The sequence below is a fragment of the Pseudomonas sp. A34-9 genome (assembly GCF_029543085.1).
Taxonomy (GTDB): Bacteria; Pseudomonadota; Gammaproteobacteria; order Pseudomonadales; family Pseudomonadaceae; genus Aquipseudomonas.
This window is the reverse complement of the sequence record NZ_CP119967.1, coordinates 1,603,319-1,618,801: the sequence shown is the minus strand read 5'-3', so window position 1 is coordinate 1,618,801 and position 15,483 is coordinate 1,603,319. Positions and strand designations below refer to the sequence as shown.

The following is a 15,483-nucleotide window of genomic DNA, read 5'->3' as shown; positions in this document are numbered from 1 at the left end:
TACACAAAAAAGCCCCTACAACAAGAAACTGTGGAGAGACCAATGAATTTTTCACTGCGTAAAGTTGCTTTAGCGGCCGGCATGATGCTGGTGGCCGGCCAATTGATGGCCGAACCGAAACGTCCGGAATGCATTGCACCGGCATCGCCGGGTGGTGGTTTCGACCTGACCTGCAAACTGGTGCAGAGCGCGCTGGTCAATCAGAAACTGCTGAGCAAACCGATGCGTGTGACCTACATGCCCGGCGGTGTCGGCGCGGTGGCGTATAACGCTGTGGTCGCGCAACGTCCGGCCGATGCCGGCACGCTGGTCGCGTGGTCGAGCGGTTCACTGTTGAACCTGGCCCAGGGCAAGTTCGGTCGCTTCGATGAGACCAATGTGCGCTGGCTGGCAGCCGTCGGCACCAGCTACGGCGCCATCGCGGTGAAAAGCGATTCGCCCTACAAGACCCTCGACGATCTCGTGCAGGCGCTGAAGAAAGATCCAAGCTCGGTGGTCATTGGTTCCGGCGGCACCGTCGGCAGCCAGGACTGGATGCAAACCGCACTGATCGCCAAGGCTGCCGGGATCAACCCGCGCGACCTGCGTTATGTCGCCCTCGAAGGTGGCGGCGAGATCGCCACGGCCCTGCTCGGTGGTCACATCCAGGTCGGCAGTACCGACATCTCCGACTCCATGCCACACATCCAGAGTGGCGACATGCGCCTGCTCGCGGTGTTTGCCGACAAGCGTCTCGACGAGCCGGAAATGAAAGACATCCCGACGGCTCGCGAGCAAGGCTACGACATCGTCTGGCCTGTGGTGCGCGGCTTCTACCTGGGGCCAAAAGTCAGCGATGAAGATTACGCCTGGTGGAAAGACTCGTTCGACAAACTGCTGGCCTCCGACGAATTCGCCAAGCTGCGCGATCAGCGTGAATTGTTCCCGTTCGCCATGACCGGCCCGGAACTGGACACCTACGTGAAGAAGCAAGTCGCGGACTACAAAGTGCTGGCCAAAGAGTTCGGCCTGATCCAGTGATCGCCTCTGTCTAGCGGCTGCGTTCCCGGTTGCGGGGACGCGGCACAGGAGCTCCCATGCTTATTCAACGCATTTTCGCCTCGGTGTTGTTGCTGGTCTGTGTCGGCCTGGCACTGATGGCGTGGCCGTACCAAGCGGCCTTTTCCTACGAACCGGTGGGCCCGCGCGCCTTCCCGTTGCTGATGCTCGGCCTGATGAGCGCGGCGCTGCTGTACATGGTGTTTCGCCCGGCGCCGATCAAACACAGTGAGGACGAGCCGCCACTGGACCGCGAAACCCTGACCAAGATTGCCATCTGCGTGGCGCTGTTGCTGGTATTCGCCGGTCTGTTCGAACCGCTGGGTTTCATCCTCAGCAGCATCCTCATCGGCATTCCGATGGCGCGCCTGTATGGCGGTCGCTGGTTACCGAGCGTGGTGGTGACCACGCTGATGGCCATCGGTCTGTACCTGCTGTTCGACCGTGTGATGGACGTTCCGCTGCCCCTTGGCCTGCTCGACGTGCTGGAGAACTGATATGGATACCCTCGGTTATTTGGGTCAAGGCTTCGGCGTCGCGCTGAGCCCGTACAACCTGGTCACGGCCCTGACCGGCACACTGATCGGGACTGTCGTCGGCTTGCTGCCGGGCCTCGGCCCGATCAACGGCGTGGCCTTGCTGATCCCGATTGCGTTTGCCCTTGGCTTGCCGCCGGAGTCGGCACTGATTCTGCTGGCAGCGGTGTATCTGGGCTGTGAATACGGCGGGCGGATCAGCTCGATTCTGCTGAACATCCCGGGCGAAGCGTCGACCGTGATGACCACCCTCGACGGTTACCCGATGGCCCGAAAAGGCCTCGCCGGTGTGGCGCTGTCGCTGTCGGCGTGGAGTTCGTTTATCGGTGCGTTTATCGCCACCTGCGGCATGGTGCTGTTCGCCCCGCTGCTGGCGAAATGGGCGATTGCTTTTGGCCCGGCGGAATACTTCGTGTTGATGGTGTTCGCGATTGTCTGCCTCGGCGGCATGGCCGGTGATCGACCATTGAAGACGTTTATCGCCGCGTTGATCGGCCTGTTCCTGTCGAGCGTCGGCATCGATGCCAACAGCGGCGTGTACCGTTTTACCGGCGACAACATTCATCTGACCGACGGCATCCAGTTTGTCGTGCTGGTGCTGGGCCTGTTCTCGGTCAGCGAGATTCTGTTGCTGCTGGAGAAAACCCATCGCGGCCAGGAAGCGGTGAAAGCCACCGGCCGGATGATGTTCAACTTCAAGGAAGCCTCGTCGGTGTTCGTGGTGAACATTCGTTGCGGCCTGCTCGGTTTCATCATGGGCGTGTTGCCGGGTGCCGGCGCAACGCTGGCCAGCGCCGTGGCTTACATGACCGAAAAACGCCTCGCCGGTGCCAGCGGCAAATTCGGTGAAGGTGACGCCCGTGGCCTTGCCGCGCCGGAAACTGCCATCGGTGCTTCGGCCTGTGGCGCACTGGTACCGATGCTGACACTCGGCGTGCCAGGTTCGGGCACCACGGCGGTGATGATCGGCGCCCTGTCGCTGTACAACATCACCCCGGGCCCGCTGCTGTTCCAGCAACAACCGGACATCGTCTGGGGCCTGATCGCCTCGTTGTTCATCGCCAACATCATGCTGGTGATCCTCAACATCCCGATGATCCGCATCTTCACGCGCATCCTCGCCGTGCCGAACTGGGCACTGGTGCCGGTGATTGCGATCATTACCGGGATCGGCGTCTACGCGGTGCACGCCACCACGTTCGATCTGTTCCTGATGGTCGGCATTGGCATCTTCGGTTACATCCTGCGCAAGCTCGATTTCCCGTTGTCGCCAGTGCTGCTGGGCTTCATCCTCGGTGGTTTGATGGAGCAGAACCTGCGTCGTGCGCTGTCGATTTCCAACGGTGCGCTGGAGATCCTCTGGTCGAGCCCGATCACCTTCGGTGTCTGGGTGCTGACTGCGATCATGCTGCTGATGCCGCTGCTGCGCATCTGGCGCAAACGTTCGGTTGCGCGTCGCGCCATCGCTGATGTTTGATCGCGCCTCACTGAAATCCTGGTGGGGAACCCCGCTGGTCGGTCTGCTTGGCGGTTACCTCGCCAGCCAGATCGGCTGGCCACTGCCGTGGATGGTCGGCTCGTTGCTGGCGATCATCCTCGTGCGCTGCCTGACCCCATGGCAACTCACGGAAATCCCTGGCGGCCGCAAGTGCGGCCAGTGGATCGTCGGCATCGGCATTGGCCTGCACTTCACCCCGGTGGTGATGGAGCAGGTGCTCAGTCATTTCGGGTTGATCTTCTTCGGCGCGCTGGTCACCAGCGTTTCGGCGGTAGTCGGCGTGTGGTTGATGCGCCGCACTGGTGAGGATCGCGCCACGGCGTTTTTCTCGAGCATGCCCGGCGGTTCCGGGGAGATGGTCAACCTCGGCGCGCGTAACGGCGCGATGCTCAGCCACGTTGCAGCGGGGCAAAGTCTGCGAGTGCTGGTGGTGGTGCTGTGTGTGCCGGCGGCGTTCAAGTATTTGCTCGGCGATGGCACCCCGATTGCTCATGCGGGCAGTGTCGATTGGCGCTGGCTGGCGATTCTGTTTCCGGCGGGCGGATTGCTCGCGTGGCTCTGGCAGCGTTTGCGTCAACCCAATCCGTGGTTGTTCGGGCCGTTGCTGGTGAGTGCGGCGGTGAGTATTGGCTGGGATCTGCACATTGGTTTGCCCAATGGCGGCAGTCAGATTGGCCAGTGGTTGATTGGCAGTGGTTTGGGTTGTCACTTCAACCGGCAGTTTTTCCGCCGTGCGCCTTCATTCATGGGACGGACGTTGATCGGCACGGCGCTGACCATGTTGATCGCGACACTGGCGGCATTGGGCTTGAGTGCTTTGACCCATCTGGATCTGCGTTCGCTGACGCTGGGCATGATGCCTGGCGGGATTGCCGAGATGAGTCTGACGGCGGAAACCCTGCAATTATCGGTGCCGCTGGTGACGGCGATGCAGGTGATGCGGCTGTTGTTTGTGCTGTTTCTGGCGGAGCCGTTGTTCAAGTACTGGAACCGTCATCCCGAGTAAGTCTGGAAGCTGATCGTTCCCACGCTCTGCGTGGGAATGCGCCCGTTTTAGAGCCGAACGCGGAGCGTCCGTTGAGGCATTCCCACGCAGAGCGTGGGAACGAGATTAGGCGATGGGCGGCAGACGCCACTCGATCGGCGTTTCGCCATTCTGCTCAAGAAACTTGTTGGTGCGGCTGAAATGCCCGCAACCCAAAAAACCGCGATAAGCCGACAACGGCGACGGATGCACCGACGTCAGCACCAGATGCTTGGTCGCGTCGATCAGCTTCTGCTTGCTCTGCGCATGCGCGCCCCAGAGCATGAACACCAGATGCGGCTGGCGCTCGCTGACCAGTTCAATGATCCGATCAGTAAAAAACTGCCAGCCCTTGTCCTTGTGCGCATTGGCGTTGGCGCGCTCGACGGTCATGGTCGTGTTGATCATCAACACACCCTGATCGGCCCAACTCTGCAAGTAGCCGTGATTGGGAATGTCGATGTTGAGATCGCGCTTCAACTCTTTATAGATGTTGACCAGCGACGGCGGTGCCGGCACGCCCGGTTGCACCGAGAAGCACAAGCCGTGGGCCTGGCCCGGGCCGTGATACGGGTCCTGACCGAGGATAACCACCTTCACTTTATCCAGCGGCGTCGAGTTCAAGGCATTGAAAATCATCGGCCCCGGCGGATAGATTTCCTTGCCGGCCGCCCGCTCCTGCTGCAGAAACTGGCGCAACTCTGCCATGTAAGGCTGGTCGAACTCAGCACGCAGTGCCTCCTTCCAGCTCGGTTCGAGTTTGATACGGTCGTCAGCAGTCATGGTCATACCCGGCAAAAACAATGGGGCGAACCCTAGGAAAGCCGACCACGCTTGTCAATTGATCTGACGCAGATCCGGCACTTTCCCACACAACGATCATACTGATCGTTCAAATTCCCGATCGAGGTCACGATGAATCTGCACTTCGAAGAACTCACCGGCACCGACGGCGCCCGCATCGGTATCGCCAGCCTGGATGCTGAAAAATCGCTGAACGCGCTGTCCCTGCCGATGATCAACGCCCTTGGCGACAAATTGAACGCCTGGGCCAAGGATCCGCAAATCGTCTGCGTGCTGCTGCGCGGCAACGGCGCCAAGGCCTTCTGCGCCGGTGGCGAGGTGCGCAGTCTGGTCGAGGCCTGTCGCGCCCACCCCGGCGAAGTACCGCCGCTGGCCGCGCAGTTTTTCAGCGCGGAATATCGCCTGGATTACAGCCTGCACACCTATCCGAAACCGTTGATCTGCTGGGGCCATGGTTATGTACTCGGCGGCGGCATGGGTTTGCTGCAAGGCGCGAGCACGCGGATCGTCACACCGAGCAGCCGCCTGGCGATGCCGGAAATCACCATTGGGCTGTATCCGGACGTCGGCGCCAGTTGGTTTCTTGCGCGGCTGCCGGGCAAGCTCGGATTATTCCTCGGCCTGACCGGTGCGCACATGAACGGCCGTGATGCAATCGATCTGGATCTGGCTGACCGCTTCCTGCTCGACGAACAACAGCCGCAACTGATCGAAGGCTTGCTGCAGCTCAATTGGCAGGAACAGACCGCCATGCAACTCAACAGTCTGCTCAAGGCCCTGCAGCAGGAAGCCGTGGCGCAGCTGCCCGAGGCGCAGTGGCTGCCGCGTCGACAGCAGATCGATGAACTGCTCGACGTCAGCGACGTGGCCTGCGCCTGGAAAGCCATCAGCCTGCAACGCGACAGCAGCGATCCGCTGATCGCCCGCGCGGCGAAAACCATGAGCGAAGGCTCACCGCTGACCGCGCATCTGGTTTGGGAACAGATCATCCGCGCGCGCCATATGTCGTTGGCGGAAGTCTTCCAGATGGAATACACCCTGAGCCTCAATTGCTGCCGGCATCCGGAGTTCAGCGAAGGGGTTCGGGCACGGTTGATCGATAAAGATCAGAAGCCGCACTGGCATTGGCCGGACGTCAGTAGCGTGCCGGAAGCGGTGGTCGAGGCGCATTTTCACAAGGTCTGGGAGGGGCGCCATCCATTGGCGGATCTGACGCAGTATTAAGTGTCTCGGACAAAATCCGGGTATAAAAAAAGCGGCGCTTTAAGCGCCGCTTTTCATTTGCGGGTGATTACCAACGATTGCCACGTCCGTTGTGGTCGCCGCGTCCACTGTGTCGGTCGTAGTTGCCACGACCGCGGTGATCGTTATCCCAACCGCCGCGACGGTGGCCATCCCAGCGTCCGCGATCATTGTCGTGCCAGCGACGGCTTTCGTAATAACGCGGGGCCGGTTGATAGTAACGTGGCGCCGGTTGGTAATAGCGCGGTTGCTGGTAGTACCGCGGGGCTGGCTGGTAGTAGCGTGGCTGCGCGTAATAGGTGCTGCCACCGTTGTAATACGTGCCGCCCGTGTTGTAGTAGGCCGGTGCGGGTGACGTATAGACCTCTGAGCTGTAATACGAGTCCGCGTAAGAGTAAGGGACGCAACCGGCAACGGAGAACATCAACGCAGCAAGCAGAAGAATTCGTCTATACATGGCGGCCTCCTGGACCGCGGGCTGGCCACACCAGCGACGCTGGCAGGCATCAGTCATTTAATCGGTGACTGACGAAAAATCAGACAGCGTTTTCGGCATCTGGTGCGATCCTGCAACAAGTTGAAACAAGTGATTTATGAAACCTTGTTCATCCGCGAAACGCTGTCATTCAGCCGCTGATTAATGGTGGCCACCGTGATATCCGCCGCCGTGATAACCCCGTCCGTAACCGCCCCGATAGCCGTAGCCACCGTAGTAGTAACGTGCACCACCGTAATAACGCGGACCGTAGTAACCGCCGTAGTAATAGGGCGAGTAATAACCGGGAGCGTAGTAGGTGGCGGGATACGCATCGTAGGCACCGCCGTAGTAGTAACAACCGGACAGACCGAAACCGAGCACCGCTCCCAGCAGCACTCTTCGCAACTTTTATGAATAAGCATGGCGGCCTCCTGAAAGACCTGCGACAGCAGTCGGCACAGACCGGCTGACATCTGTTTTGACTGGCAAAGCCATCCCGAGTGCCGACACCGCAAAACCATCAGATCAGCGGCAATCACGCTGCATGACGGTGCAGGCGCGCACCAACACAACGCGCCGAACCAGACTTGTAATCCTCCCGCGCCTACCCGCAACCCCGTGCCAGAGCGCCTGACGCAACTTGGCACGCCTCTCGCTTTAGCAAACCCGTGCAGGAGTCATCACAGGTTCGCGGCACCACAATTTGCAATGGCTGACTAGGGTTCCGGCTCGCAATCGCGAGTGGCTGGTCCGAGAGTTGGCGACCTCCAGTTGAGGTTACACGGCGGGACAAAAGCCCGGGAGACAAGCCACCGTTCGCGGTGCCGCGTTGCCTTCCTGTCCGCCCTTGATCAACTGGAGAATCCACCATGACCCGACTACGTTTGCCCGCCCTGCTCGCCGCGGCGTTCGCCGCACTCATCAGCACGCAATCCCCCGCCGCCGAGAAAGACCACTTCAGCGTCTGCTGGACGATTTACGCTGGCTGGATGCCATGGGAATACGCCGGCAGCCAGGGCATTGTCGATAAATGGGCGAAGAAGTACGGGATCAAGATCGACGTCGTACAGCTCAACGACTACGTCGAATCGATCAACCAGTACACCGCCGGCCAGTTCGACGGCTGCACCATGACCAACATGGATGCACTGACCATTCCGGCCGCCGGCGGCGTCGACAGCACCGCGCTGATCGTCAGCGATTTTTCCAACGGCAACGACGGCATCGTCCTCAAGGGCGACAGCAAGAAAGTCGCCGACCTCAAGGGCATGGACGTCAATCTGGTCGAACTGTCGGTCTCGCACTACCTGCTGGCCCGCGCGCTGGACTCGGTCGACCTCACCGAGAAAGACCTGAAAGTGGTCAACACTTCCGACGCCGACATCTCCGCTGCCTTCAACACCGCGCAAGTCAACGCCGTGACCACCTGGAACCCGATGCTCTCGGACATCAAGGCCAAACCGGGGGTGACCGAAGTGTTCAACTCCAGCCAGATTCCCGGCGAGATCATGGACATGATGGTGGTCAACAGCGCCACCCTCAAAGACAACCCGGCGCTGGGCAAAGCACTGACCGGTGCGTGGTTCGAAGTGGTCGAGCTGATGAACGCCAAAAACGCCGCGAGCAAGGCTGCGCTGGAGCACATGGCCAAGGCCTCGGGTACCGATCTGGCTGGATTCCAGGCGCAACTCAACACCACCAGACTGTTCGCCACGCCGCGCGAAGCGCTGAATTTCGCCACCAGCAAGCAACTGCCGGAAACCATGCGCAAGGTCGCCGAGTTCTCGTTCCAGCACGGCTTGCTCGGCGAAGGCGCGAAAGACACCAGCGCGGTCGGCATGGCCTTTGCCAACGGCGTGACCAGCGGCGACACCGGCAATCTCAAGCTGCGTTTCGATCCGACCTACGTGCAGATGGCCGCCGACGCCAAGCTGTAAGCCACGGAGGATTTGGCCATGCGCCTGATCAATCGCCACCCCGACCGCCCGAGTCGCCTGTTGCTGGTGATCCTGCCATTCGCCCTGCTGCTGTTCGCCTACTTCATGGGCTCGGCCGAGCGCCTGGCGGACAACCCCAACGACAAACTGCTGCCCAGCGCCGTACAGATGACCGACGCGGTGAAACGCCTGGCCTTCAATGCCGACAGCCGTACCGGCGAATACCTGTTGTGGCAGGACACCGCGTCGAGCCTGCGGCGTCTGGCCATCGGTCTCGGCATCGCCGCGCTGGCCGGGCTGTGCCTGGGCATCGCCGCCGGGACACTGCCGCTGTTCGGCGCACCGCTGTCGCCGCTGCTGACCGTGCTGTCGATGGTGCCGCCGCTGGCAATCCTGCCGATTCTGTTCATCGTTTTCGGTCTGGGCGAATTGTCGAAGGTCATGCTGATCGTGATCGGCATCACCCCGGCGCTCGCTCGCGATCTGGAACAACGCGCCCGGGAAATACCGGTCGAACTACTGATCAAGGCGCAGACCCTCGGCGCCTCGACATGGACATTGATGTTGCGCGTGGTGTTGCCGCAACTGCTGCCACGCTTGCTGATCTCGTTGCGGCTGATGCTCGGCTCGGCGTGGCTGTTCCTGATTGCCGCCGAAGCCATTGCCTCCACCGACGGCCTCGGCTACCGGATTTTTCTGGTACGGCGTTATCTGGCGATGGACGTGATTCTGCCGTACGTGGTGTGGATCACCCTCCTCGCCTGGCTGATGGATTGGGGCCTGAAATACCTGACCCATCGCGCCTTCCCTTGGTATGCGGGGGCGGCCAAATGAGCTTCATCACCGTGAAAAACGTCTGGCAGCAGTACGCCGATCAGGTGGTACTGGAAGGCTTGAACCTGAGCGTCAACGAGGGCGAATTCTGCACCCTGGTCGGCGCGTCCGGTTGCGGCAAATCGACCTTCCTGCGCCTGCTGCTCGGTCAGGAAACCGCGAGTCGCGGCGAGATCCTGCTCGACGGTCAAGCGCTGGCCGGCGAACCGGATGCCAGCCGTGGCGTGGTGTTTCAGCGCTACTCGGTGTTCCCGCATTTGAGCGTGCTCGACAACGTCGCGCTCGGTCTGGAACTGCCGCGCGCACCGCTGCTGGGTCGCTTGTTCGGCAACGCCAAACGTGAGGCGCGTGAACAAGCGGCGGCCTTGCTGGACAAAGTCGGCCTCGGCCATGCCCTCGACAAATACCCGGCGCAGCTGTCCGGCGGTATGCAGCAACGGTTGGCGATTGCACAGGCACTGATCATGAAACCGCGCGTGTTGCTGCTCGACGAACCGTTTGGCGCGCTCGATCCGGGCATCCGCAAAGACATGCACGCCTTGCTGTTGGAGCTGTGGCGCGAGACCCGGTTGACAGTGTTCATGGTCACCCACGACTTGTCCGAAGGCTTCAGCCTCGGCACCCGTCTGCTGGTGTTCGACAAGGTTCGTCTCGACCCGCACGCCCCCGGCGCCTATGGCGCGCGCATCACCTACGACATCCCTTTGAACAGCGACCGCCGCGCCCTGCGCGCTGCCGTCGACGACCTGCCGTTGCAATTGGCAGGCGCCCTTCGCACCGCTTGAGAGGACTGCAGCAATGACTGATTCAACCCAACTGTTCCCACCGTTTGCCGAAGAAATGCTCCCCGGCGGCGGCCATCGCTCTTTCGTGTTGAAGCGCGGCCAATTGCTGCGCCTGACCGATCTGCGCGGCGGCGCCAATGTCAGCCTGACCCTGCTCAACGCCAATGAAAAAACCGAGCGGCTGAACCTGCCCGACAGCCTCAAGTGCCAACACACCGCCAAGCTCACCAGCGGCCACTGCCTGTATTCGGACATGGGCCGCGTACTCGCCGCGATCACCGCTGATACCTGCGGCTGGAGCGACAGCCTCGGCGGCGTACTCTGCGCCGAAGAAGTCGCGCAAAAGTACGGTCAGGGCCGCTATCAGGAACTGCGCAACGGTTTCTTCCGCAACGGCACCGACAACCTGTTGGTGGAACTCGGCAAGTGGGGCCTGGGCCTGTCCGATCTGTTGATGACCCTCAACCTGTTCAGCCGCGTCAACGTCGATGAGGCCGGGCGCTGCCACTTCGTCGAGGGCAATTCCAAGGCTGGCGACTACATCGAGTTGTACGCGCCGATGGACACGCTGGTGGTGCTCACCGCGCTGCAACACCCGATGGATCCGGCGCCGGAATACGCGCCCAAACCACTGAAGCTGAGCTGGATGAACGCCGACGCCAGCGTCGCCGAACACTGCCGCACCTCGCGCCCGGAAAACGAGCGCGGCTTCATCAACACTGACCGTTTGTTCGCTTGAGGATCGCTGCCATGTCAGTTGCTATCGCCACTTCGCAAAAACAACCCGACGCAGCGGTGTACCGCGCCACAATCCCGGCCGGTGAACCGTGGCTGATGGAGGTCAAGGCTGGCCAGACGTTGCGCATCCTCGATCTTGAGGGCAATCAGGCCGTCGATACGTTGTTCTACAGCCTCGCCAATCCCAAGGAACGCTACGACGTGCAGCGCACGCTGCGCCGACAAAACAGTGTCTACCTGAGCACCGGCAGCGTTTTGTATTCCAACCTCGGCCAGCCGATGCTGACCATCGTCGCCGACACCTGCGGACGCCACGACACCCTCGGCGGCGCCTGCGCGCAAGAAAGCAACACCGTGCGCTACGCCCTGGAAAAACGCTACATGCACAGCTGCCGCGACAATTACCTGCGCGCCTGCGCCCATGACGGGCGACTGGGCAAAGGTGACATCGGGCCGAACATCAATTTCTTCATGAATGTGCCGGTGACGGCGGATGGCGGGCTGACTTTCGAGGACGGGATTTCGGCGCCGGGCAAGTACGTCGATTTGCGTGCGGAGATGGATGTGATCGTGCTGATTTCCAACTGCCCGCAGTTGAACAACCCGTGCAACGCCTACAACCCGACACCTGCGGAGCTGCTGGTATGGAACTGAACATCAGCCGGTTGCGCCGTTGGTTGTTTGCCCTGTGCCAGGCGCGTTCCGGGCAGTGCATCAAATAACCGCTCCCCTGTAGGAGCTGCCGCAGGCTGCGATCTCTTGATTTTGCTTTTTGAAAATTCAAGATCAAAAGATCGCAGCCTGCGGCAGCTCCTACAGGTGCAGCGTGGATTTAAGTCATCCGGGACGGCCCGGATGTCTGTCGAAAAACGGCGGGACGGCCCGCTTCCCCTTCAGGGGTTATGCCATGTTCGAAAAAGTCCTCATCGCCAACCGTGGCGCCATCGCCTGCCGCATCCTGCGCACCCTCGCCTCACTGCAGGTCAAAGGCGTGGCCGTGTATTCCGAAGCCGACGTCGCCAGCCTGCACATCCTGCACGCCGATGAAGCCCACAGCCTCGGTGAAGGCGCTGCCGCCGGCACCTATCTGGCGGTCGACAAGATCCTCGCCATCGCCCGACAAAGCGGCGCCACGGCGATCCATCCCGGCTACGGGTTTCTCTCGGAGAACGCCGCGTTCGCCGAAGCCTGCGAAGCGCAAAACATCGCCTTCATCGGCCCGACGCCGGAGCAACTGCAGGTATTCGGCCTCAAGCACACCGCCCGCGCGCTGGCCAAACAGCACGGCGTGCCCATGCTCGAAGGCAGCGAACTGCTCGACAGCCTCGACGCCGCGCTGATCGCCGGCGAACAGGTCGGCTACCCGGTGATGCTGAAAAGCACCGCTGGCGGTGGCGGTATCGGCATGCGCGTGTGCCGTAGCGCCGGCGAATTGAGTGAATCGTTCGACGCGGTGAAACGCCTCGGTCAGAACAATTTCAGCGACGCCGGGGTGTTCATCGAAAAGTACATCCAGCGCGCCCGACATCTGGAAGTGCAGGTGTTCGGCGACGGTCGTGGTGAGGTCATCGCCCTCGGCGTGCGCGACTGCTCAGTGCAGCGGCGCAATCAGAAAGTTCTCGAAGAAACGCCGGCGCCAAACCTGCCGGACGGCATGGCCGAAGCGCTGTGTGCGGCGGCGATCAAACTGGCGAAAGCGGTGAACTATCGCAGTGCCGGCACCGTGGAATTCGTCTTCGACAGCGAGGCGCAGCGTTTCTATTTTCTTGAAGTGAATACGCGTTTGCAGGTGGAGCATGGCGTCACCGAACAGGTCTGGGGCGTGGATCTGGTGCGCTGGATGGTTGAGTTGGCGGCGGGGGATTTGCCGCCGCTGAGCGAGTTGTATCGCCAGTTGAAACCTGAAGGCCATGCGATTCAGGCGCGCCTGTACGCGGAAGATCCGGGCCGCGATTTTCAGCCGAGCCCGGGCTTGCTGACGGCGGTGGAGTTTCCCCCGGCCAACGGCGTTCAACTGCGCATCGATACCTGGGTCGAGGCTGGCTGCGAGATTCCGCCGTACTTCGATCCGATGATTGCCAAAGTCATCACCTGGGCGCCGACCCGCGAACAGGCGCGTGCCGAGTTGCATCAAGCGTTAGGCGCCAGTCTGTTGTACGGCGTCGAAACCAACCGCGATTACCTGCGGCAGATTCTCCTCGATGCTCCGTTCGCCAGCGGTGAGCCATGGACCCGTTGCCTGGAAGGTCTGGTCTATCGCGCCAACACTTTCGAAGTGCTCAGCGCCGGCACGCAAACCAGCGTGCAGGATTATCCCGGCCGCCTCGGTTATTGGGCCGTTGGTGTGCCGCCGTCGGGGCCGATGGACAGTCGTGCGCTGCGACTGGGCAATCGTCTGCTCGGCAATGCCGAAGGCGCGGCGGCGCTGGAAATCACCATGAGCGGGCCGTTGCTGCGCTTCAATTGCGCAGCAGTGGTCGCGGTGACAGGTGCACCGATTGCCTTGACACTTGAGGGTGAACGCGTGCCGATGAATACCGCACTGCTGATCCCCGCAGGCGCGACGCTTCATCTAGGCAGCATCAGCGGCGCCGGGGCACGCAGTTATCTGTGTCTGCGCGGCGGTTTGCAGGTGCCGGATTATCTGGGCAGCAAAAGCACCTTCACCCTTGGCCAGTTTGGTGGGCATGGTGGTCGTGCGTTGCGGGCCGGTGATGTGTTGCATATCCCGGCGCTGACTGACCGTAGTGCTGGTCAGCAATTGGCCGGACAGCACATCACCGCGTTGCCGGCGGTGCGGCAGATTCGGGTGATTTACGGCCCCCACGGTGCGCCGGAATACTTCACGGAACACTACATCGGCACTTTTTTTCAAACCCAGTGGGAAGTGCATTTCAACTCCAGCCGCACCGGTGTCCGGCTGATCGGGCCGAAACCGCAATGGGTGCGGGCCGACGGTGGTGAGGCCGGGTTGCATCCCTCGAACATTCACGACAATCCGTATGCCATCGGTGCGGTGGATTTCACCGGTGATATGCCGGTGATCCTCGGCCCGGATGGCCCGAGCCTTGGCGGGTTTGTCTGCCCGGTGACGGTGATCGAAGCGGATCTGTGGCAACTGGGGCAGCTCAAGGCGGGCGATAAAATCCAGTTCATCCCCGTCACTCTCACTGACGCCCGCGATCTCGCCCTGCAATGGGATCTCCCCAGTGGGAGTGAGCTTGCTCGCGAAGAGGCCGTGTCAGTCAACATTGATGTGTCTGACACACCGCATTCGCGAGCAAGCTCGCTCCCACAGGGTTTGGTGTCGCCTGTGGTGTTGGCGTTGGGTCAGGGGGATCGGCGGCTTGTTGCGCGGGTCTCCGGGGATACTCATCTGTTGCTGGAAATAGGCGCTCCCGAGCTGGATCTGGTCCTGCGCTTCCGCGCCCACGCCCTCATGCAAGCGCTGGAACAAAAATCCCTGCACGGCGTGATCGACCTCACCCCCGGCATCCGCTCACTGCAGATCCACTACCAGCCCGAGCAACTGCCGCTGGCTGATCTGCTCGGCATCATCGCCGGCGAGTGGGACGCGGTGTGCGCCGCCAACGACCTGCAAGTGCCATCGCGCATCGTGCATTTGCCGTTGTCGTGGGACGACCCGGCCTGCCAGTTGGCCATCGAGAAGTACATGACCACCGTGCGCAAGGACGCGCCGTGGTGCCCGAGCAATCTGGAGTTCATCCGTCGCATCAACGACCTGCCCAACCTCGACGAAGTGCAGCGCACGGTGTTCGATGCCAGCTATCTGGTGATGGGCCTCGGCGACGTTTACCTCGGTGCGCCGGTGGCCACGCCGCTCGATCCGCGTCATCGCCTGGTCACGACCAAATACAACCCGGCGCGCACCTGGACCGCCGAGAATTCGGTAGGCATCGGCGGCGCCTATATGTGCGTGTACGGCATGGAGGGCCCCGGCGGTTATCAGTTTGTCGGGCGCACGTTGCAGATGTGGAATCGCTATCGTGAAGTCGCTGCGTTCGACGGTAAACCGTGGCTGCTGCGCTTCTTCGACCAGATCCGTTTTTACCCGGTCAGTGCCGAAGAACTGCTGCGCATCCGCCGCGATTTTCCACTCGGACGCTTCGATCTGAACATCGAACACAGCCAGCTCAACCTCGCCGATTATCAGGCGTTTCTCAGTCGTGAAGCCGAAGGCATCAGTGCCTTTCGCGCCCGGCAACAGGGCGCGTTCAACGCCGAGCGCGAACGCTGGATCGCCAGCGGTCAGGCGCATTTCGACAGCGAAGAAGCCGTGGCGCCATCCACCGAAGACGCCACCTTGGCCTGCGGTGAACACAGCGTCGACAGCCATATTGCCGGCAATCTCTGGCAGGTGCAGGTCGAGGCCGGCAGCCGCGTCGAAGCGGGCGATGTGCTGGTGATTCTCGAGTCAATGAAGATGGAAATCCCGGTACTCGCGCCGATGGCCGGGGTGGTGCGCGAGATTCGTGTGCAGCCCGGTTCGGCGGTGCGCGCCGGACAACGGGTCGTGGTGCTGGCACTCGATTAAAGCCAATTGGATAA

Annotated in this window: 14 protein-coding genes and 1 riboswitch; of the genes, 11 read left to right on the top strand and 3 right to left on the bottom strand. The window is 61.5% G+C overall.

What is annotated here, in order from left to right; genetic code table 11:
• The first annotated feature begins 42 nt into the window (after window positions 1-42).
• The 4 genes from P3G59_RS07210 to P3G59_RS07195 are packed head-to-tail and all read left to right on the top strand — an operon-like array spanning window position 43 to window position 4,078.
• On the top strand, window positions 43-1,020 hold the full coding sequence (locus tag P3G59_RS07210) for a tripartite tricarboxylate transporter substrate binding protein (protein WP_008083562.1): 978 nt from the start codon (window positions 43-45) through the stop codon (window positions 1,018-1,020).
• A gap of 56 nt (window positions 1,021-1,076) precedes the next feature.
• Entirely contained in the window at window positions 1,077-1,535 is a 459-nt protein-coding gene (locus P3G59_RS07205) for a tripartite tricarboxylate transporter TctB family protein (protein ID WP_277761027.1), read from the top strand.
• A 1-nt stretch (window position 1,536) separates the two neighbouring features.
• Window positions 1,537-3,051 carry a tripartite tricarboxylate transporter permease gene (locus P3G59_RS07200; RefSeq protein WP_277761026.1) on the top strand — a complete coding sequence of 505 codons (1,515 nt, stop codon included), beginning with the start codon at window positions 1,537-1,539 and terminating at the stop codon, window positions 3,049-3,051.
• The gene (locus P3G59_RS07195; RefSeq protein WP_277761025.1) at window positions 3,044-4,078 is read left to right on the top strand and encodes an AbrB family transcriptional regulator; all 1,035 of its coding nucleotides are present in this window, start codon (window positions 3,044-3,046) and stop codon (window positions 4,076-4,078) included. Before P3G59_RS07200 ends, P3G59_RS07195 begins: the two co-directional genes overlap by 8 nt.
• 105 nt (window positions 4,079-4,183) lie before the next feature.
• Here the strand turns inward: P3G59_RS07195 and ung are convergent, their stop codons facing one another.
• Window positions 4,184-4,879, bottom strand: a complete 696-nt coding sequence (gene ung, locus P3G59_RS07190) for a uracil-DNA glycosylase (RefSeq protein ID WP_277761024.1) — start codon at window positions 4,877-4,879, stop codon at window positions 4,184-4,186.
• A 132-nt stretch (window positions 4,880-5,011) separates the two neighbouring features.
• Here ung and P3G59_RS07185 point away from each other — a divergent pair, with 132 nt between their 5' ends.
• Window positions 5,012-6,124, top strand: coding sequence for an enoyl-CoA hydratase/isomerase family protein (locus P3G59_RS07185; RefSeq protein ID WP_277761023.1), 1,113 nt, complete (start codon window positions 5,012-5,014; stop codon window positions 6,122-6,124).
• Window positions 6,125-6,191: 67 nt separating this feature from the next.
• Here P3G59_RS07185 and P3G59_RS07180 read toward each other — a convergent pair whose 3' ends face one another.
• Together P3G59_RS07180 and P3G59_RS07175 are read right to left on the bottom strand one after the other, a co-directional pair.
• Window positions 6,192-6,599 (bottom strand): hypothetical protein, encoded by a 408-nt coding sequence (locus P3G59_RS07180; protein ID WP_277761022.1) that lies wholly within the window; start codon window positions 6,597-6,599, stop codon window positions 6,192-6,194.
• 180 nt (window positions 6,600-6,779) lie between these two features.
• On the bottom strand, window positions 6,780-7,025 hold the full coding sequence (locus P3G59_RS07175; RefSeq protein ID WP_277761021.1) for a hypothetical protein: 246 nt from the start codon (window positions 7,023-7,025) through the stop codon (window positions 6,780-6,782).
• Window positions 7,026-7,325: 300 nt separating this feature from the next.
• A riboswitch (guanidine-I (ykkC/yxkD leader) is annotated at window positions 7,326-7,426 on the top strand.
• Between the two features lie 63 nt (window positions 7,427-7,489).
• Between P3G59_RS07175 and P3G59_RS07170 the strand changes: the two genes are divergently transcribed.
• The 6 genes from P3G59_RS07170 to uca all read left to right on the top strand — a co-directional run bounded on the left by P3G59_RS07170 (window position 7,490) and on the right by uca (window position 15,469).
• Window positions 7,490-8,557, top strand: a complete 1,068-nt coding sequence (locus P3G59_RS07170; protein WP_277761020.1) for a putative urea ABC transporter substrate-binding protein — start codon at window positions 7,490-7,492, stop codon at window positions 8,555-8,557.
• 18 nt (window positions 8,558-8,575) lie between these two features.
• The gene (locus P3G59_RS07165) at window positions 8,576-9,391 is read left to right on the top strand and encodes an ABC transporter permease (RefSeq protein ID WP_277761019.1); all 816 of its coding nucleotides are present in this window, start codon (window positions 8,576-8,578) and stop codon (window positions 9,389-9,391) included.
• Window positions 9,388-10,176 carry an ABC transporter ATP-binding protein gene (locus P3G59_RS07160; RefSeq protein ID WP_277761018.1) on the top strand — a complete coding sequence of 263 codons (789 nt, stop codon included), beginning with the start codon at window positions 9,388-9,390 and terminating at the stop codon, window positions 10,174-10,176. Before P3G59_RS07165 ends, P3G59_RS07160 begins: the two co-directional genes overlap by 4 nt.
• A 13-nt stretch (window positions 10,177-10,189) precedes the next feature.
• Window positions 10,190-10,915: an urea amidolyase associated protein UAAP1 gene (locus P3G59_RS07155; RefSeq protein WP_277761017.1), complete on the top strand. Its 726-nt coding sequence runs from the start codon at window positions 10,190-10,192 to the stop codon at window positions 10,913-10,915.
• A gap of 11 nt (window positions 10,916-10,926) precedes the next feature.
• Window positions 10,927-11,568, top strand: a complete 642-nt coding sequence (locus tag P3G59_RS07150; RefSeq protein ID WP_123452383.1) for an urea amidolyase associated protein UAAP2 — start codon at window positions 10,927-10,929, stop codon at window positions 11,566-11,568.
• A gap of 253 nt (window positions 11,569-11,821) precedes the next feature.
• The gene (gene uca / locus P3G59_RS07145) at window positions 11,822-15,469 is read left to right on the top strand and encodes an urea carboxylase (RefSeq protein ID WP_277761016.1); all 3,648 of its coding nucleotides are present in this window, start codon (window positions 11,822-11,824) and stop codon (window positions 15,467-15,469) included.
• Window positions 15,470-15,483 lie beyond the last annotated feature (14 nt).